Source organism: Gilliamella intestini (assembly GCF_900094935.1).
In the GTDB taxonomy this organism is placed as follows: Bacteria; Pseudomonadota; Gammaproteobacteria; order Enterobacterales; family Orbaceae; genus Gilliamella; species Gilliamella intestini.
This window is the reverse complement of record NZ_FMBA01000051.1, coordinates 1-14,857: the sequence shown is the minus strand read 5'-3', so window position 1 is coordinate 14,857 and position 14,857 is coordinate 1. Positions and strand designations below refer to the sequence as shown.

General features: G+C 29.5%; 17 protein-coding genes and 1 pseudogene. 17 read left to right on the top strand and 1 reads right to left on the bottom strand.

Features of this window, described 5'->3' with window-relative positions; genetic code table 11:
* Positions 1-11 precede the first annotated feature (11 nt).
* From GA0061080_RS10240 to GA0061080_RS10155, 17 genes are all read left to right on the top strand, one after another.
* Positions 12-479 (top strand): contractile injection system protein, VgrG/Pvc8 family, encoded by a 468-nt coding sequence (locus GA0061080_RS10240; RefSeq protein ID WP_280642410.1) that lies wholly within the window; start codon positions 12-14, stop codon positions 477-479.
* A gap of 221 nt (positions 480-700) precedes the next feature.
* Positions 701-1,858, top strand: coding sequence for a hypothetical protein (locus GA0061080_RS10235; RefSeq protein WP_091125136.1), 1,158 nt, complete (start codon positions 701-703; stop codon positions 1,856-1,858).
* A gap of 3 nt (positions 1,859-1,861) precedes the next feature.
* Entirely contained in the window at positions 1,862-2,998 is a 1,137-nt protein-coding gene (locus tag GA0061080_RS10230) for a glycoside hydrolase family 19 protein (protein ID WP_091125132.1), read from the top strand.
* Positions 2,967-3,647, top strand: a complete 681-nt coding sequence (locus tag GA0061080_RS10225) for a hypothetical protein (RefSeq protein WP_085166103.1) — start codon at positions 2,967-2,969, stop codon at positions 3,645-3,647. The genes GA0061080_RS10230 and GA0061080_RS10225 overlap by 32 nt, the downstream gene beginning before the upstream one ends.
* Before the next feature lie 28 nt (positions 3,648-3,675).
* Positions 3,676-4,251 carry a hypothetical protein gene (locus GA0061080_RS10220; protein WP_091125128.1) on the top strand — a complete coding sequence of 192 codons (576 nt, stop codon included), beginning with the start codon at positions 3,676-3,678 and terminating at the stop codon, positions 4,249-4,251.
* A complete protein-coding gene (locus tag GA0061080_RS10215; protein WP_091125125.1) occupies positions 4,251-4,994 on the top strand; it encodes a hypothetical protein in 744 nt (247 codons plus the stop codon). The genes GA0061080_RS10220 and GA0061080_RS10215 overlap by 1 nt, the downstream gene beginning before the upstream one ends.
* A 162-nt stretch (positions 4,995-5,156) precedes the next feature.
* On the top strand, positions 5,157-5,468 hold the full coding sequence (locus GA0061080_RS10205; protein WP_091125119.1) for a hypothetical protein: 312 nt from the start codon (positions 5,157-5,159) through the stop codon (positions 5,466-5,468).
* Positions 5,469-5,502: 34 nt separating this feature from the next.
* Positions 5,503-6,063 carry an N-acetylmuramidase domain-containing protein gene (locus GA0061080_RS10200; RefSeq protein WP_091125113.1) on the top strand — a complete coding sequence of 187 codons (561 nt, stop codon included), beginning with the start codon at positions 5,503-5,505 and terminating at the stop codon, positions 6,061-6,063.
* Between the two features lie 24 nt (positions 6,064-6,087).
* Positions 6,088-7,083, top strand: coding sequence for a hypothetical protein (locus tag GA0061080_RS10195; protein WP_091125109.1), 996 nt, complete (start codon positions 6,088-6,090; stop codon positions 7,081-7,083).
* 107 nt (positions 7,084-7,190) lie between these two features.
* Positions 7,191-8,045 (top strand): XAC2610-related protein, encoded by an 855-nt coding sequence (locus GA0061080_RS10190; protein ID WP_091125105.1) that lies wholly within the window; start codon positions 7,191-7,193, stop codon positions 8,043-8,045.
* Positions 8,046-8,432: 387 nt separating this feature from the next.
* On the top strand, positions 8,433-9,137 hold the full coding sequence (locus GA0061080_RS10185) for a hypothetical protein (RefSeq protein ID WP_091125100.1): 705 nt from the start codon (positions 8,433-8,435) through the stop codon (positions 9,135-9,137).
* A 3-nt stretch (positions 9,138-9,140) separates the two neighbouring features.
* Positions 9,141-10,106, top strand: coding sequence for a hypothetical protein (locus GA0061080_RS10180; RefSeq protein ID WP_091125096.1), 966 nt, complete (start codon positions 9,141-9,143; stop codon positions 10,104-10,106).
* Between the two features lie 249 nt (positions 10,107-10,355).
* Positions 10,356-11,219, top strand: a complete 864-nt coding sequence (locus GA0061080_RS10175; protein ID WP_091125073.1) for a hypothetical protein — start codon at positions 10,356-10,358, stop codon at positions 11,217-11,219.
* Position 11,220: 1 nt separating this feature from the next.
* Entirely contained in the window at positions 11,221-12,294 is a 1,074-nt protein-coding gene (locus GA0061080_RS10170; RefSeq protein WP_091125070.1) for a hypothetical protein, read from the top strand.
* 167 nt (positions 12,295-12,461) lie between these two features.
* The gene (locus tag GA0061080_RS10165; protein ID WP_141683137.1) at positions 12,462-13,061 is read left to right on the top strand and encodes a glycoside hydrolase family protein; all 600 of its coding nucleotides are present in this window, start codon (positions 12,462-12,464) and stop codon (positions 13,059-13,061) included.
* Positions 13,062-13,071: 10 nt separating this feature from the next.
* A complete protein-coding gene (locus GA0061080_RS10160) occupies positions 13,072-13,830 on the top strand; it encodes a lysozyme inhibitor LprI family protein (protein WP_141669939.1) in 759 nt (252 codons plus the stop codon).
* 277 nt (positions 13,831-14,107) lie between these two features.
* Positions 14,108-14,659 (top strand): hypothetical protein, encoded by a 552-nt coding sequence (locus GA0061080_RS10155; RefSeq protein ID WP_091125062.1) that lies wholly within the window; start codon positions 14,108-14,110, stop codon positions 14,657-14,659.
* Between the two features lie 65 nt (positions 14,660-14,724).
* Here the strand turns inward: GA0061080_RS10155 and GA0061080_RS13160 are convergent.
* Positions 14,725-14,826, bottom strand: a pseudogene (locus tag GA0061080_RS13160) (IS3 family transposase); the annotation flags it as partial.
* Positions 14,827-14,857 lie beyond the last annotated feature (31 nt).

The following is a 14,857-nucleotide window of genomic DNA, read 5'->3' as shown; positions in this document are numbered from 1 at the left end:
ATTATCAAGCTATTTTATCATCCCGATTAGCCCTGTTAGCCATGAAAAAACAGTGTGCCATTTTTCAAAACCAAAGCGTGGTCAGTGTGGTCCAATTGATACTGAGCAGTCATGGTTTTACCGGCATTGATTACCGCTTGGAATTAAAAGACACCTACCCGTCCCGAGAGTTTATTACCCAATGGCAAGAAAGTGACCTTGAGTTCATACAACGCTTATTGGCGGATGTGGGGATTTGGTTTCGCTTTGAAACGTATGCTGAGCACAACTGTGATGTCATGGTGCTAAGTGATTATGAGCAAGGTTATGCTCAGGTTGCCGACATAGATAACAAACCACCGAGTGGCACCTTAGATGGTGGCACCGAAAGCGTTTGGGATATTCGCTTACACAGTGCCGTGGTGGTCTCTTCTATACCATTAATTATTATAAAAATTTTATTGAATAACCAGTTTTTTTATGGGATTATGCTCCGCTAACAAATGACACAAAGACGAAAACACTAAAGCGCAAAAAATTATGAGGATAATAAAGATATACAAAATTCAACTTTACCCAAGTTATATCCAATCTATCAAGAAATGGAAAAACTTGCTGATAAAAACCAGATTCTCCCATGTTGAGTATTTAATCATGGCACGTTAGAACCATGTATTGTGGAAATTGATGTCTTTAATCAAAATAATTTGGAGTATATTTAATGAGTTATTCTACCAAAGCAACAAAATCGATATTAAAAAAGTTAATAATTCTAGTTATTGTTTTTTGTGTAATTATCGGTATTGTGCACTATTATTGTTATAATTCAACAAATTTAGATGATAACCCTATTCAATCGGAAAATATCACTATGGACTATACTATTTATCCCTCGACTATTCCTGAAAATGAATTATTACGCATAGACGAAGCTAAAAAGCTATATCAATATGCATTTGACGATCAAGTATTCTATGGAGTAGTTGATCCTGATAGCTTAGTAAAACTTATTAAACATGCTTGGCAATGGGATAAAAATGCAATGCCTTATTATTATGATCTGCTTCATTGGAAAGATTTATATGATGAAAGAGGAAAAGAAGAAGGAATGATGTCATTTACCGAGTTTATGCGTAAATATCGCGATCAGTTAGTGGATAATGCCGGTAACCCACTAGTTGAGCCTAAAGTGTTTAGAAGTATTCAAATGAGAGGTTATTTATGGGATAAATTTGCTGATTTAAAATACCCTAAATTTGCCTTTAAAAAAGGTTGGGGAATAGGTTTTTGTTGGTATGATGAAAAAGGAATTGTGCGTCCATGTCCAGATGATAAATTAGAAGAAAGTATTAAATATCTGAACTATGCCCTTGAAGGGGGTTATCATTGCTACGAGGATTTGATTGCTAGAATGCTATTCCAACAAGGCGACCATTATAAAGATGAACATTATAAAAAGATTAATAAATTAACTGAATACCGAAAATCCTTAAAATCAGAAGATTTAAAACTGTCGATTGATTATGCGCAGTTAATGGCGGAGCATAGCTCGATTATTGGTATATTGCGGGTTACCGAAGCCTATTTATATGGATTAGGCCGTGAGCATGATATTGTTAAAGCCTATGCGTGGTCACTATTAAGTGATTATGCAAAACAAAAAATCGAGGAACAAGGTAACAATTTGGCTTGGCATGCTTATCAACTTCCCCCAGTTTGGGAATATAACAAGGAAATACAAACACGTTTAGAAAAAATTCTTAATCCAGCACAACAACAAGCTGCTCAAGACTACCTGATGGAGCTTCAAACCAAGATTATTGATTGGAATTATAATCGTTGGCGAGATCAAATTGATGACTTTCATCCTAAGCCTTAATTTATGTATTGTATATTAGATGCATATTTAAGCCGTGTAGGTAAAGCAAAGGACTCCCCTGAAGCGAAAAAGTTTGAAACACTAAGACGAGAAATAAGCCGTTTTCCTGCTGATTATCAACAATCACCCTCGGAAAAGTTGACTAAAGTACAGTTTGAATCTTATGCCAAAATGGAAGCATTAGAAAAACAAGTAACAGCTTGGGAAAAGACCAAAGAGAAGATAAAAAAGATGTTATGGTGGGATGATGTGGCTAAAGGCTTATCGAAGTTAAACCAACAAAACGACACGCCCCCAAAAAATGGCGAGGCAACCAGTACCCCAACCACCGCAGCAGACACCACCCCACCGGCCACCCTTAGCGCTGATGGCAAGGCGTGGTTTATTCATCCTATAGCATTATTTAATTTCAAACTAAAATCGTGTATAACAGTTGATATGTTAAAGCGGATTTTCACTTCTGTATCAAATAATCGGCTAGATTTATTACAATTCATAGTAAATGATATTAACGTTCATATGAACGAATATAGACTTGATACACCTCTTAGATTAAGTCATTTTTTTACTCAAATTAGACAAGAAGTTGGTTTATCACTAAAAACTGAAGAAAATTTTACTTATAGTGTTAGTGGATTAAAAACAACATATAAATATTTTAGAAATAATCCTGAAGATGCAATAAAACATGGTTATCCTGATGGTTCTCCGAAAAATTTAAGAATTGTATCGAAGGAGAGCCAAAAATTTGTTGCGAATAAAGCCATGGGAGATAGATTAGGAAATCTTGGTTCAAATACTGATGATGGTTGGAATTTTAGAGGAAGAGGATTAAAGCAGTTAACGGGTAGGGATAATTATGTAGATTTTGCAAATGGATATCAGGAAATTTGGGGCGGGGAGTACATTGATTTTGTTAATAATCCAGATTTATTACATACAAATTATAAATATATAGTTCATTCGGGTGTTTATTTTTGGCTTAAATATAAATTATACAATATTGCAGATCAAGGTTCTGATGAGTCAACAGTAAATCTGATAACTGAAAAAATTAATCAATATACTAAAAGTTATAAAGATAGGTATAATCATTTTAAGGAAATCTATGATACTAAAAAAATCTTTCAAAATATTTAAAACGTTTAATCTTATAATATTTATTGTACTAAGCAGCTTTCCTCTTTTTTGCCATGCAAAAAAAGAACCGTTGTCATTAAAAATATTACCAATTTTCTCTCCTTTTACCCAGCAATACGAAGAAGATGATGAAGATGATAGCGGAGAATACTCTCATGTCTATTTGATTAATTTTTATAATGCAATTAGTACTGTTCATCCTCCAGTATTAGTAAATTACGATGGATTGAAATCAATATTGTTATTTGTTCCTGCAGATCCCAAAGATCCTAATAAGGGAAACCATCACCTTGTTTATAATTTTAATTTAGGTAATTTTAAACTAAATGAAGTTGGAACTATTTTCACCCACGAGATATTATCAATTTTTAGTTATAATCCTAATGAAGAAAATGCCATGATTTTTGTTCTTCAAAAAAATAAATCGGGGGAGGAAACTTTATACTCGAATATTAGATTTTCAGTTATAAAAGAAGAAGGAGGATTATATATACAATCTTTTAAGACAGATAGAATAAGTATTGCTGGTTTAGATAACTGTATTGATGGCGGTATTGATTATTTGGGTAACACACAAATATGTAAGTATAAAGACGCTTCATCGATAAGAAAATTTTTTGATAACATAATGAAAAATAAAAATTTTTGATTCTATTTCGTTTTAATGAGGAATTACAATGAAGTTTAAAACAATGTTGTTTATATTATTAAGCTTAATTTTTATAGGACAAAATGCTTATGCTGATCCTGATGAGGATTTAGATACTATTCCAGAACAATTTCGATTCCCTAAATATAATAACATAGCTCATCCACCAATTGATGTCGAGTATAAAGGGCTCAAAGGTACGGTAATGTTCATTACTCAACCAATTGAGAATGAGAAAATTAATTTGGGAATTTATTTTCTAACTAATAATAATAAGGAATTATATAAGGCATTTGAAATTTATTCATATGAATATGATGAATTATTAAGTGTCTTTGAATATGAGTATACAGAGAATGAAACCAAATACAAATCTATTCTCATTCTAACAAAAGAAGTCTTAAAATCGAGCATACACTATCGTTATTTTGAATTACCAATATTAATTGATAATGATGGTGTGTTGAGAGTATTATATTTTATAGGAGATGATGCTCTTGTGGCAAAAATTGGATGTATAGATGATTTTGAAACAAAAGAACGCTGCGAATTTTCAACGAAAGAGGGATTGATAAAATATCTTAATAAAGAAAGAAAACAATAATGAAATTTAAACTAATATTATTTATCTTTTTGATTGTTTTTTTCAGAAATTCATATGCTGAGAAATTGACGTTTAATATTGATCACAAGGTAGTTAATAAGGCAGTTTTCGATACTGAAAATAATAGAAATATTATTAATCTTTACCATAATAATAATAATTTGATTACAAAGATCCCGAGTTTTGATGAAGACGGAGGAAATCGTTTTGAAAAAGTATTAACGCGTTATGATGAAAATAATTTAATAAGAATAATAACCACTTTTTCAGATAGAGGGTATTTTAAAATTTATTATGATATAGGATTAAATAAAGATACTAATTTATATATACTTAATAAAGTAAGCTTTGAAACACAGGAATGGTCATCAAACGAAAAATTCACAGCAAAATATTGTTATAGCCAATTCCAAATTGGTTTAGATGAATTGTCTAAAAACAACGAGTTATTCAACGAAATAAGACCTAGAGTTGATGGGTGGGAAAATGGTAAAGTAAAAGGTAGTTGTGTTAAATCTAATAATGAAATCAATTATGAAAATGCATATAACTTAGTCATAAAATCCTATTTATTCAATAAACCCAATGTAAATGAAAAAACAAAAATGTATTTAGTTAAAGGTGATGTAGTTAATTTATTAAAGATGAATAATGAATTTTATTATATTGAGTATATTACCCCGAAAAATAAAACCATAAAAAAATGGCTTCATTGTTCTGCAATTGATGCATGTGTTTATTGATAAAAACGATAGACAAAATAGGGGATTTTTAGCTGTAGGTGACGAAGCAAAATTCGAGGCATATTTAAGCTGTGTAGGTAAAGCAAAGGACTCGCCTGAAGCGAAAGGGTTTGAAACACTAAGACGAGAAATAAGCCGTTTCCTGCTGATCCATCGGAAAAGTTGACTAAAGTACAGTTTGAATCTTATGCCAAAATGGAAGCATTAGAAAAACAAGTAACAGCTTGGGAAAAGACCAAAGAGAAGATAAAAAAGATGTTGTGGTGGGATGATGTTGCTAAAGGCTTAGCCAAGCTAAACCAACAAAACGACACGCCCCCAAAAAATGGCGAGAAAACGGATACCACTACCTCAGCAGAAACCTCCCCACCGGCCACACTTAGCGCTGATGGTAAGGCGTGGTTTATTCATCCGGTGGCGATGATGGATTTATCTGTAAAAAAAACATCCAATTATTTTATTAGACCAAAATGAATATGAACTTATTTTTTTAAATCAAAGAAAAAATATGGATTTATTAACCGATGCTGATTATGAAGAAGTTGCAAACGAATTAGGATGTGAATCAAAAGCACTTAAAGCTGTAGGTATAAAAGAAACAAAGGATCAGAGTTTTTATATCCATTTAGGGGATCATGTTCCTAAAATATTATTTGAGAGACATTATTTTCACAAATTAACTAATGGTAAATATGATGATAATCCTGATATATCAAATAAATCTTCATTTACTAAATATGGTTCCTATGCGAAACAATATGAACGATTAATAAAAGCATATGCTTTATCACCTAGAGAAGCTCTAATGTCAGCTTCTTGGGGAAAATTTCAAGTTATGGGAGCGAATATGCATTCAGACAAATTAAGTATTGAAGATATTCTATATAAAATTAGTCATTCAGAAAAAAATCATTTAATTACATTAAAAGGTTATTTATTGAAGAATAAAAATGCATTGGATGCATTAAAGTCAAAAAAATGGGATTCATTTGCTTTGTATTATAATGGAAGTGGATATAAAAAGAATAATTATGATGTTCTTATAAAAGAAATCTATGAAAAGTTATAAACAAGGAAAATATTGGGATTATAAATGAAGAAAATAATTATATTCAGTGTACTATTAGCAAATTTTGCATTTGCTAATACAACAAAATGTGATGAAGACTCATTTGAGGAAGTAAATGTAACTACTTTTTCTGGGAGTCATATGAATTTAAAATATCAATATTGTTCATATTCTAAAACCGAACCAATAGATTATATAGGATATCAATTATTAACTATTAAAGTTGATAACCAATTATATACTTATAAAAATAATGTTAGTGATAATGGATATTCCAGTAGAGAAATGTTTTATTCTAAACTAGGAGTGTTTGGTATTGCTGAAGCCAATACAGGAAATTCTCCTTTAACGATAACATATTTGACTATTAAAGATAATAAATTATTTTTATTGGGGAAAATCACGTTTGAAAGACGTATGGGAAACATAATTGGTGAACCTTATATTGAAAATAGAAGTGATGAAGCTAATAAAATTATAGACAACATATTTTTATTAAATAAAAAAAATATGTTGAGAGAATATGCTTTAAATTATTATGAGGGCTTTCTGTTTATTTTAGCTGATAAATTTAAACAGAATGTTTCAAAATATGAAATAAATAAATTGTTAATTAAGCTATCAGAATATCCAGATTTGAGTAATTTTTATAGACAAAAAATCTTTTTTAAAGATCATTCTTTATGTACATATAATAAAAATCTAATTGAAATGGATGCCTTTGGTTGTCAAATAGGAAATAAGCAATTATCCATTTGTTATAATTATTTTGATAAAGGTGATCTAATATACAGATATGGTAATAAAAACAAAATAGAATTAGAGTTGCGGAAAGAAATTTCAGATCAGAAAGTTTTAATAAATTCATTAGTTTTTAAAAAAAATATTTGGAATTATGAAGTAAATACATCTCTTGATAATGCAGGAATTTTAATAAAAAAGAATGGCAAAAATATTACTTTTCTTAAATGTGAAAATGACAGTACAGAACCTTTAATTTTTGATCCTATATGGGATTAAAAACAAGATAATCCCTATTATCCCAATAAGGAAAAAGAGCCTAACAATATGGCACACCGTGCAGAAATGTTAGAAATTGCAAAGAAAGCTTTTGGAGTAAATTAATAATGAAATTTTTACTTTTTCTTCCTATCTTTTTTATATCAAAAATTTTTGCTAATCCTATTTTATTAATAAATGAGAAAATTGGATTGAAGGGGGTATTTGAAAATAAAAATTTAATATTAACATTAGATATTAGTGATAAAAATGATATAACTGGATTATATAAAATCGGGGAGCAAGATTCGATTAACATGTTAAACGGCAGTATCATTAATAAAAGCATTCAATTAGAATCAGAAAAAATTGAACGTAACAAATTTTCTTCAATACATTTAGATATAAGAAATAATCTTTTTAATGGAGATGGGACAATTAATGGGGAACAATACCCATTGATTTTAAAAAAAGAAAGTATCTCTTATAAAGATATTATATCAAGTATAAAGATAGAAGCTATTAATGACAATGATTACGAATTAGTGATTGTTGTAAATCAAAATGAACAAAGATTACGTTTTTTTTCTTTAGAAGATGAAATAAATATTATTTTTGAAGATTTAAATTTCGATTCTTATCCTGATATTAGAGTTTCTGAAAATTATGGCGATGTTAATATAAGTTACTCTTATTTCCTCTATGATCCCAAAACATCCATTTACCGTTATTCTAAACAATTGTCTAATAATATTATTAACCCAAAGGTGTTATATGAAAATAAAGTATTAATAGGTCAATCTCATGACGGATGCTGTTTTTATGAAAAATCAATTTTTTATCAAAATAATCTTTATAAATTTAGCTTTAATTACCTCAAAAATAAAGGGGAAATGATTCATTATAATGACAAAAACAAAGTAATAAAAAAAACTTCAATTAATAAAGTCAAGTTTGAAAATGTGTTGCCATTCCATGATTAAAAACGTATGATAATACAACAAACTATGTATTAGATACCAACTTACCAAATTGGTAACTAAAAAAAGAACAGCGCATTAAACTCTCGTTATGGTGGAAAAAAGTTGCCGAAGCCCAATCAAAGCAAACAGTAAACACCAACCAAACGGGTGCAAATACCACTACCCCTAAACTGTCCAATCTATCCGCAGATGGCAAGGCATGGTTTATTCATTCGGTAGCGATGATGGATTATTTTCAAGAAGGAAAAAATAGATATTATTGTTTTTTATATTTATTTAGATGGTCGAATACAAAAGTACATACCATCATTTATTAAAGATGAGAATCAAAATAAGTATCGCTATGTCATTGTCAATGGACAAGGTAACAAGCATAAGGTTTGTGATTTGGAATATATCAGAATTAAAGAGAAAGTTAGAAAAGCATTTAATCCTAATCAACCCAAAACTTTTTATAAGACTAAGAGTCCTAGTGATATTGCTTCAGATGTAAATGATGGAGATACTAAATATCGAATTATTTATGCCAATGGTGAAATTGCTGAATGGGGTAAACATGACAGATATTACAACGTGAAATCGAAAAATCCAAACTCATGGCGCGTTTTCGGTGTAAATAATAATGAAGTGGAATTGCTAAGAATGCCTGATTCATTAAATAAACAATATGGCAATTTAAATATTGAATATAATTTCCATAATTCAAAGCGCCGTTATGCCAATCCTGGTTTGTTTGCAGCCATGTTGGGGAGTATAGCTGTTTATAATAAAACTGTTACTACTACAGGTAGTGCATTTCAATGGGGTTCTTGTTTTCCAAGTGCATTACATATTAATGGTATGGCTATTGACTTTGAGTATAAATCAAAAAATAACCAAGGTGGTTATTATCCTCATTCGTCTAAACAATATCAAAACGACTTAGCATTTTTAAATGCGATGCGACTATTTTTTGATAAGAACCGTGTTGGAGAGCATTCTCATTTTAAAGGATTTAGACAATTATCCGGTGTTGTAGACGGTGGTTCTTTACATAACTCTCACTTTCATGCTGACTTTTCACTAACTAAAATTGAAGAAATTAAGGAGTAAATTATGAAGCATTCCTTTTATATCGGTATTGTTTTTTCTTTGGTTAGTGCATACTGCTATAGTCAACCATTTGATATAGAAGAAAAATATCGGGGAGATCCATATTTTAGTAAAGTCAATATGCAAAAATTAGAAAAGGATTGCACGTTACCTTTAGACTATGAGGATCTAGATGCTGCCAAGCAAGCTAAAATAAAAAAACGCTGTCAATTGTATAATTTTAGTTCTTATTTTCATAATGTGTATGATTTGATTGATAAAACAACGGTGATATATCAGAAAAATGATTTAATGTTAGCATTAAATAAAGAAACTTTTAGTTTTACGCAAGAGGATGCTATTTTTTCTGGTTTTAAATTGACATTATCTTTAAATAAAAATAATGAAACAAAAGATGCAATAATCCTTGCTAATGATTTTATGAATAGAACTAGTCTTCTTTCAGTTGGTTACCAATATTACTACATTGCACCCAGTGGCGATATTTATACGTTATCCTTAATAGAAATGGATGATGGAATCGGTCCTCAAAGATGGAGACATTATAAAATCGATGAGAAAAATCTAAAATTCCATTTAGTTCAGATGTATGATCGTCATTATCAAGTATCTTATCCTGATAATTTCACCATTTTACCAGATCCAGACCGAATCAAATATTATGAAAAGGGGCAGTTTGAAAGGTGTTTAAAAGATGAATCTGAAGATTTTTGCTATGTTGATGATGTTTATCTTTATTATCTCGAACAATTAAATCAGAAAACGGCACAACTTGCTGAACAAACCCATACAACAAAAAATTTATTTTTTCCATTTAAAAAGAAACGGGATAAATTGTGTTTAAGCAAAAATGTGCTGTTAAATGATAATAAATTAGTTCCTTATCTGAATGAAATAATTGTATGTGAGATAAAACAACTCAAGCAAGAAATAAAACGCGTTGAGAAAGAGCTAGCAAAAGAGTATTGATTTAAAAAAGCAAATAAACAGTTTGTAATATGCAGTTATATTAATTAAGAAAGGATTACGCAGAAGCTGAACAGCGGAGCAGATAGGACATTTACTGGTGAAATATGAAAGTGAATGGTACGCTGATGAAGCATTAAGTAAATGGAACGAAGTTGATGACTTATTTGAAGAAAAACAACAAAAAAAGAGATTATTGAAGCGGAATTAGATAAACTGGGCATCACCCAGCCTTATCAGCGTGATATTGTTATGAAAAAAGTTGCCGAAGCCCAATCAAAGCAAACAGCAAACACCAAACACCAAACACCAAACACCAACCAAACGGGTGCGAATACCACTACCCCTAAACTGTCTAATCTATCAACTGACGGCAAGGCGTGGTTTATTCATCCTATAGCATTATTTAATTTTGTTTCATTAGATTTGATAGATGTTGAAAGTTTCCTTACTAAATACGAAAGTGAACATAAAAATTTTAAAGCAAATGAGAAGGATGTCGTTTCAGACTTTAACCAAAAATCAAAAGATAGTCTTCGAGGGATCATTAAAAGAATAAACCTTTTTTATAAAGAACATGAAGAATTTAAGCCCAATATTTACTATGTATCTTATATGTTAGCAACAGCTCGTTGGGAAGCTACGTGGGGAAGAGATTTTTTCTGCGCACTGGAAGAACGTTCAGGCAGTTTAGGAAAAGCATATTTTAATAAATATGATCCTGTATTAGCAAGCAATGAATCCCTAAAAAAAAGAGCTAAGAATAATGGAAATACAGAAGAGGGGGATGGTTATAAATATCGTGGTCGAGGCTTAGTTCATTTAACGTGGAAAAATAATTATAAAAAAGCGAGTGACTATTTTGGTATTGATTTTGTTGATCAACCCGATAAAGCAGCTGAACTTGATTATGCCGTACCAATCATGATTTGGGGAATGATGAAAGGGATTTTTACTGGTGGTAAATTGCCAAGGTATATCTATAAAAGTCATATTGATTACAAAGCAGCAAGAGCAGTAATAAATAAAAATGATAGTGCTGATAATATAGCCTTTTTTGCGAGGCAATTTGAATCAATCCTTCGAGCGACGTCAAATTTAACTGAGGAATTTTAGAATGAGAAAAATAATATTATTGATATTAGTGATGATAATCAGTGCAGTTTGTTCAGCAGAAGAATCTTGCTTAACTAAAAAAAGCATCACAAATCAAAAATTTAATATTAACTCTAAGTCTTATAAGTTTATATCTTACTTTTGTGAAAATAAAAATAGTGATGAAGATGATTTTTTTTCGGAGTCAGGAATACTAGAAGTACATGCAAAAAATTTCAATAAATCATATAAAAATGTAATTGGAATATGGGGCATGCTGAATATTGGATTGAATTCATGGAATAATAAGTTTGCATTTAATTACATTATGCCAGCTGCCGAAACTACTGAAGCCAATATACCTATTATGATTAAAAATAATGAGTTAATGGTTCAATGTGTATATATCAACCAAAGATTAAAAAATTTTATGGAAGCCAAATATTCTTATTGTGGCGATAAAAAAATTATCGAAGATGGATTTGGTAAAGAAGGGTTTGAAAATTTATTTCCTGAGTTTTACTTATACAGTATCTACAATAATATATATTTTCCAGAAAGTAACGAATATTTATCTCATAAAAAATTTGATGCTTTTATTGGTAAAATAGATGATATTAGTTTTTATCGACGTTATTCATCACTTGATGATTATTCTTCAAATAAATTTACAGTTGTTATGGTGAATAAGGAAAAAGAATACCATTTTAAAGAATCAGAAATTTACCAGCGAATGGCGAGTAAAACCAGTTCAGAGGGTTTTATTGGTTTAGATATTATTGATGCAAAAGGGAATACTACTTTTTATGATAAACAGCGCTTATTAGAACTACTAAATAAATCTACTCTAAAACCCAATATCACGTCTTATATTCAACAAGAAAGAATTAATCTTTATAGTAACCCCAATGAAAATGAGCCAACAAGTATGTATTTAGTACAAAACGATTTTGTCAAAATTCTGGATGTCATTTGGGATAAAGACCAATATTCTAATGTCTGGTTTAAGGTAAGCTACAGCAGTAAAAAGCACGGAGAAATAATAAAATGGATTAGAGGGTATGCTTTTAATCCTTGGAAGTATGGTGAAGGGTGATGATTACAAATATTGAAATAAAGGTGCCTTTTTATTGTTACAACCAAATCCAATTTAGATGAATTTTCTAAAAACAACGAGTTATTCAACAAAATAAGACCTAGAGTTGATGGATGGTAAAATAAAAGGTAGTTGTGTTCAATTATGAAAATGCATATAACTTAGTCATGAAATCCTATTTATTCAATAAACCCAATGTAAATGAAAAAACAAAAATGTATTTAGCAGAAGCTCGAAAAAATGTTTCTAATAAGTTGCACTGGCCGGGAAAAGGAAGTGGTATTACTTTAGGTCCTGGATATGATATGAAAGAAAGAAGTTCAGAAAATATTTTGAATGATCTTTTAGATATAGGTATTTCATCCGATATAGCTCAAAAAGTTTCTAATGCTGTAGTTAAAAAAGAAGCAGAGATTAATTCTTTTATGATTGAAAATAAAGATGTTATCTCATTAACAGAGGAACAAGAAAAATTATTATTAGAAAAAATAATTCCCGACTATGAAAATAGAGTTAATAAAACTATAAAAATTAATTTGAATCAACATGAATATGATGCTTTAGTTTCTTTTGTCTACAATATTGGATCAATTAAGAGTGATAGTAATTTAGCAAAATATATCAATGAAGGTAAAAAGAAAGAAGCTATGGATGTTTTAGAGCAGTACAATAAATCTGGAGATAAAGTTTTAGATGGTTTAAAAAAAAGAAGAGAAAAAGAACGAGAAATATTTGAAAAAGGCATATATGCGACTAAAATTTATTAAGGAAGAAAATATGTTTCGTATTTTTTTTATACTAGTTATTCTACTTTTTTCATTCTCAATAAAAGCAAATTTAAATGATAATTGGGTTGTATCTAAAGTATATATTAGTGATACTGTGTACACAAAAAAAGTATCTTATGATGATCCAATTTATCTTAATAGAATATTTCAATGGAAAGAAAATGTTATTAAAACAAATATATATTCTGGTGATCAGATAGAAACTTGTTTAAGTTATAATATAAATAAATTTGTTGTCAATTTTGACGACATCCTGAATAGGAAAATGGCAAAAAATAATAATGAAATATTAACAACTAAATCTTTTGACATCAATATAAAACAATCAATAAACCAGATAGATATTTTTTGTCCTAATATCAATAGAACGTGGACACTTTTCGAAAAAAATGCTAACGAGTATTTAATAATAAATACATATGATTCAATTTTAGAAATAAAGAGAATAAAACATCAGAATATTGAACCGAGTTTTTCTTGTTCAATAGCCAGAAAATCATCTGAAAAACTGATCTGTCAAAATATTTATCTTTCAGGATTGGACAGAAGTATTCATGACATTTACTACAATATAAAAAAATATTATGACTACAATAATGATCAGAAAGATTTTGAAGAAATTTATAATAATCAAAGAAAATTTATTCAAAAAAGAGAGCTATGTAAGGATGAAAATTGTTTAATGGATATTATGTATCAACATGCTAGAGAATTACATGAATATATGCCATTAGTTACACCTTACTAGTTGAAAATTTAATCATGTCAATATTCAAGATGTTATTACTAATCCTGATTTACTTACAAGTTCTATTCAATATGCTATTGAATCAGCTTTTGTTTATTGGACTACTAAGATTGGAAAAATAAACAACCAAAATATTCTTTTGTCACAATTAGCAAAAACAGGGACAGTTCAACAAGTGACACAAATTATTAATGGTGGTCAAAATGGGGATGAGGATCGGAAAACACGTTTTAATAGGATTGCATCAATCATTGAAATAGAGCAGGAAAGGTAAATTATGAAAAAGTTTATTATATTACTTATTAGTCTAACATATTTTATTATTTTCCCTATACAAGCAAAAGAATCGCAAAATGGTATTGAACATGGTCCTTTTTACTTATCATGGTGTCATAACGGACAATTCTATTTTGAACGAACGACTGATTTAGATTACCCAATAAATTTTGTATTAGTATGTGGAAATAATAAAAGAATTATTGATCGTTACTATGTAGAAGGTGCAGATCTTATTTATTCCTCAAAAAATGAAAAACAAATTAATATGGAAGTTATATCTACTTTCTTTCATAAAATTAATGAAGAAAAATTCTTATTTGTTATGATTAAAAGGCATGGAACACATACAGGAGTCGGGATTAATGCTGATGATTACACTATTTATCCATATAAATACGATAGAAAACATATTATAGCATCTGCTAGAGATTTCGCTGATAATAATTTTTTTGGAGTTGAAGGGCAACTAGAATGGAAAGAAGTTCATTTCAAATATAAAACAGCAGATGAGGTAAAAAAATATCTCAATAAAACTTATAACAATAAATAAGAAGAATTTAACATTGTCTTATATAAATTTGGCTGGGTAAGTGTAACTGGAATGGCAACACATTTTCAAACAAAAAAATTAAGGGGTAAGTGTTTTTTAAATTCAACGGGAGGCAAGTAGCCTAACGAAGAATGTAATCGTTTATGATTATACCAATAAGCATAAGCTGTAGTAGCTCAAACTTAATCTGACAGACAC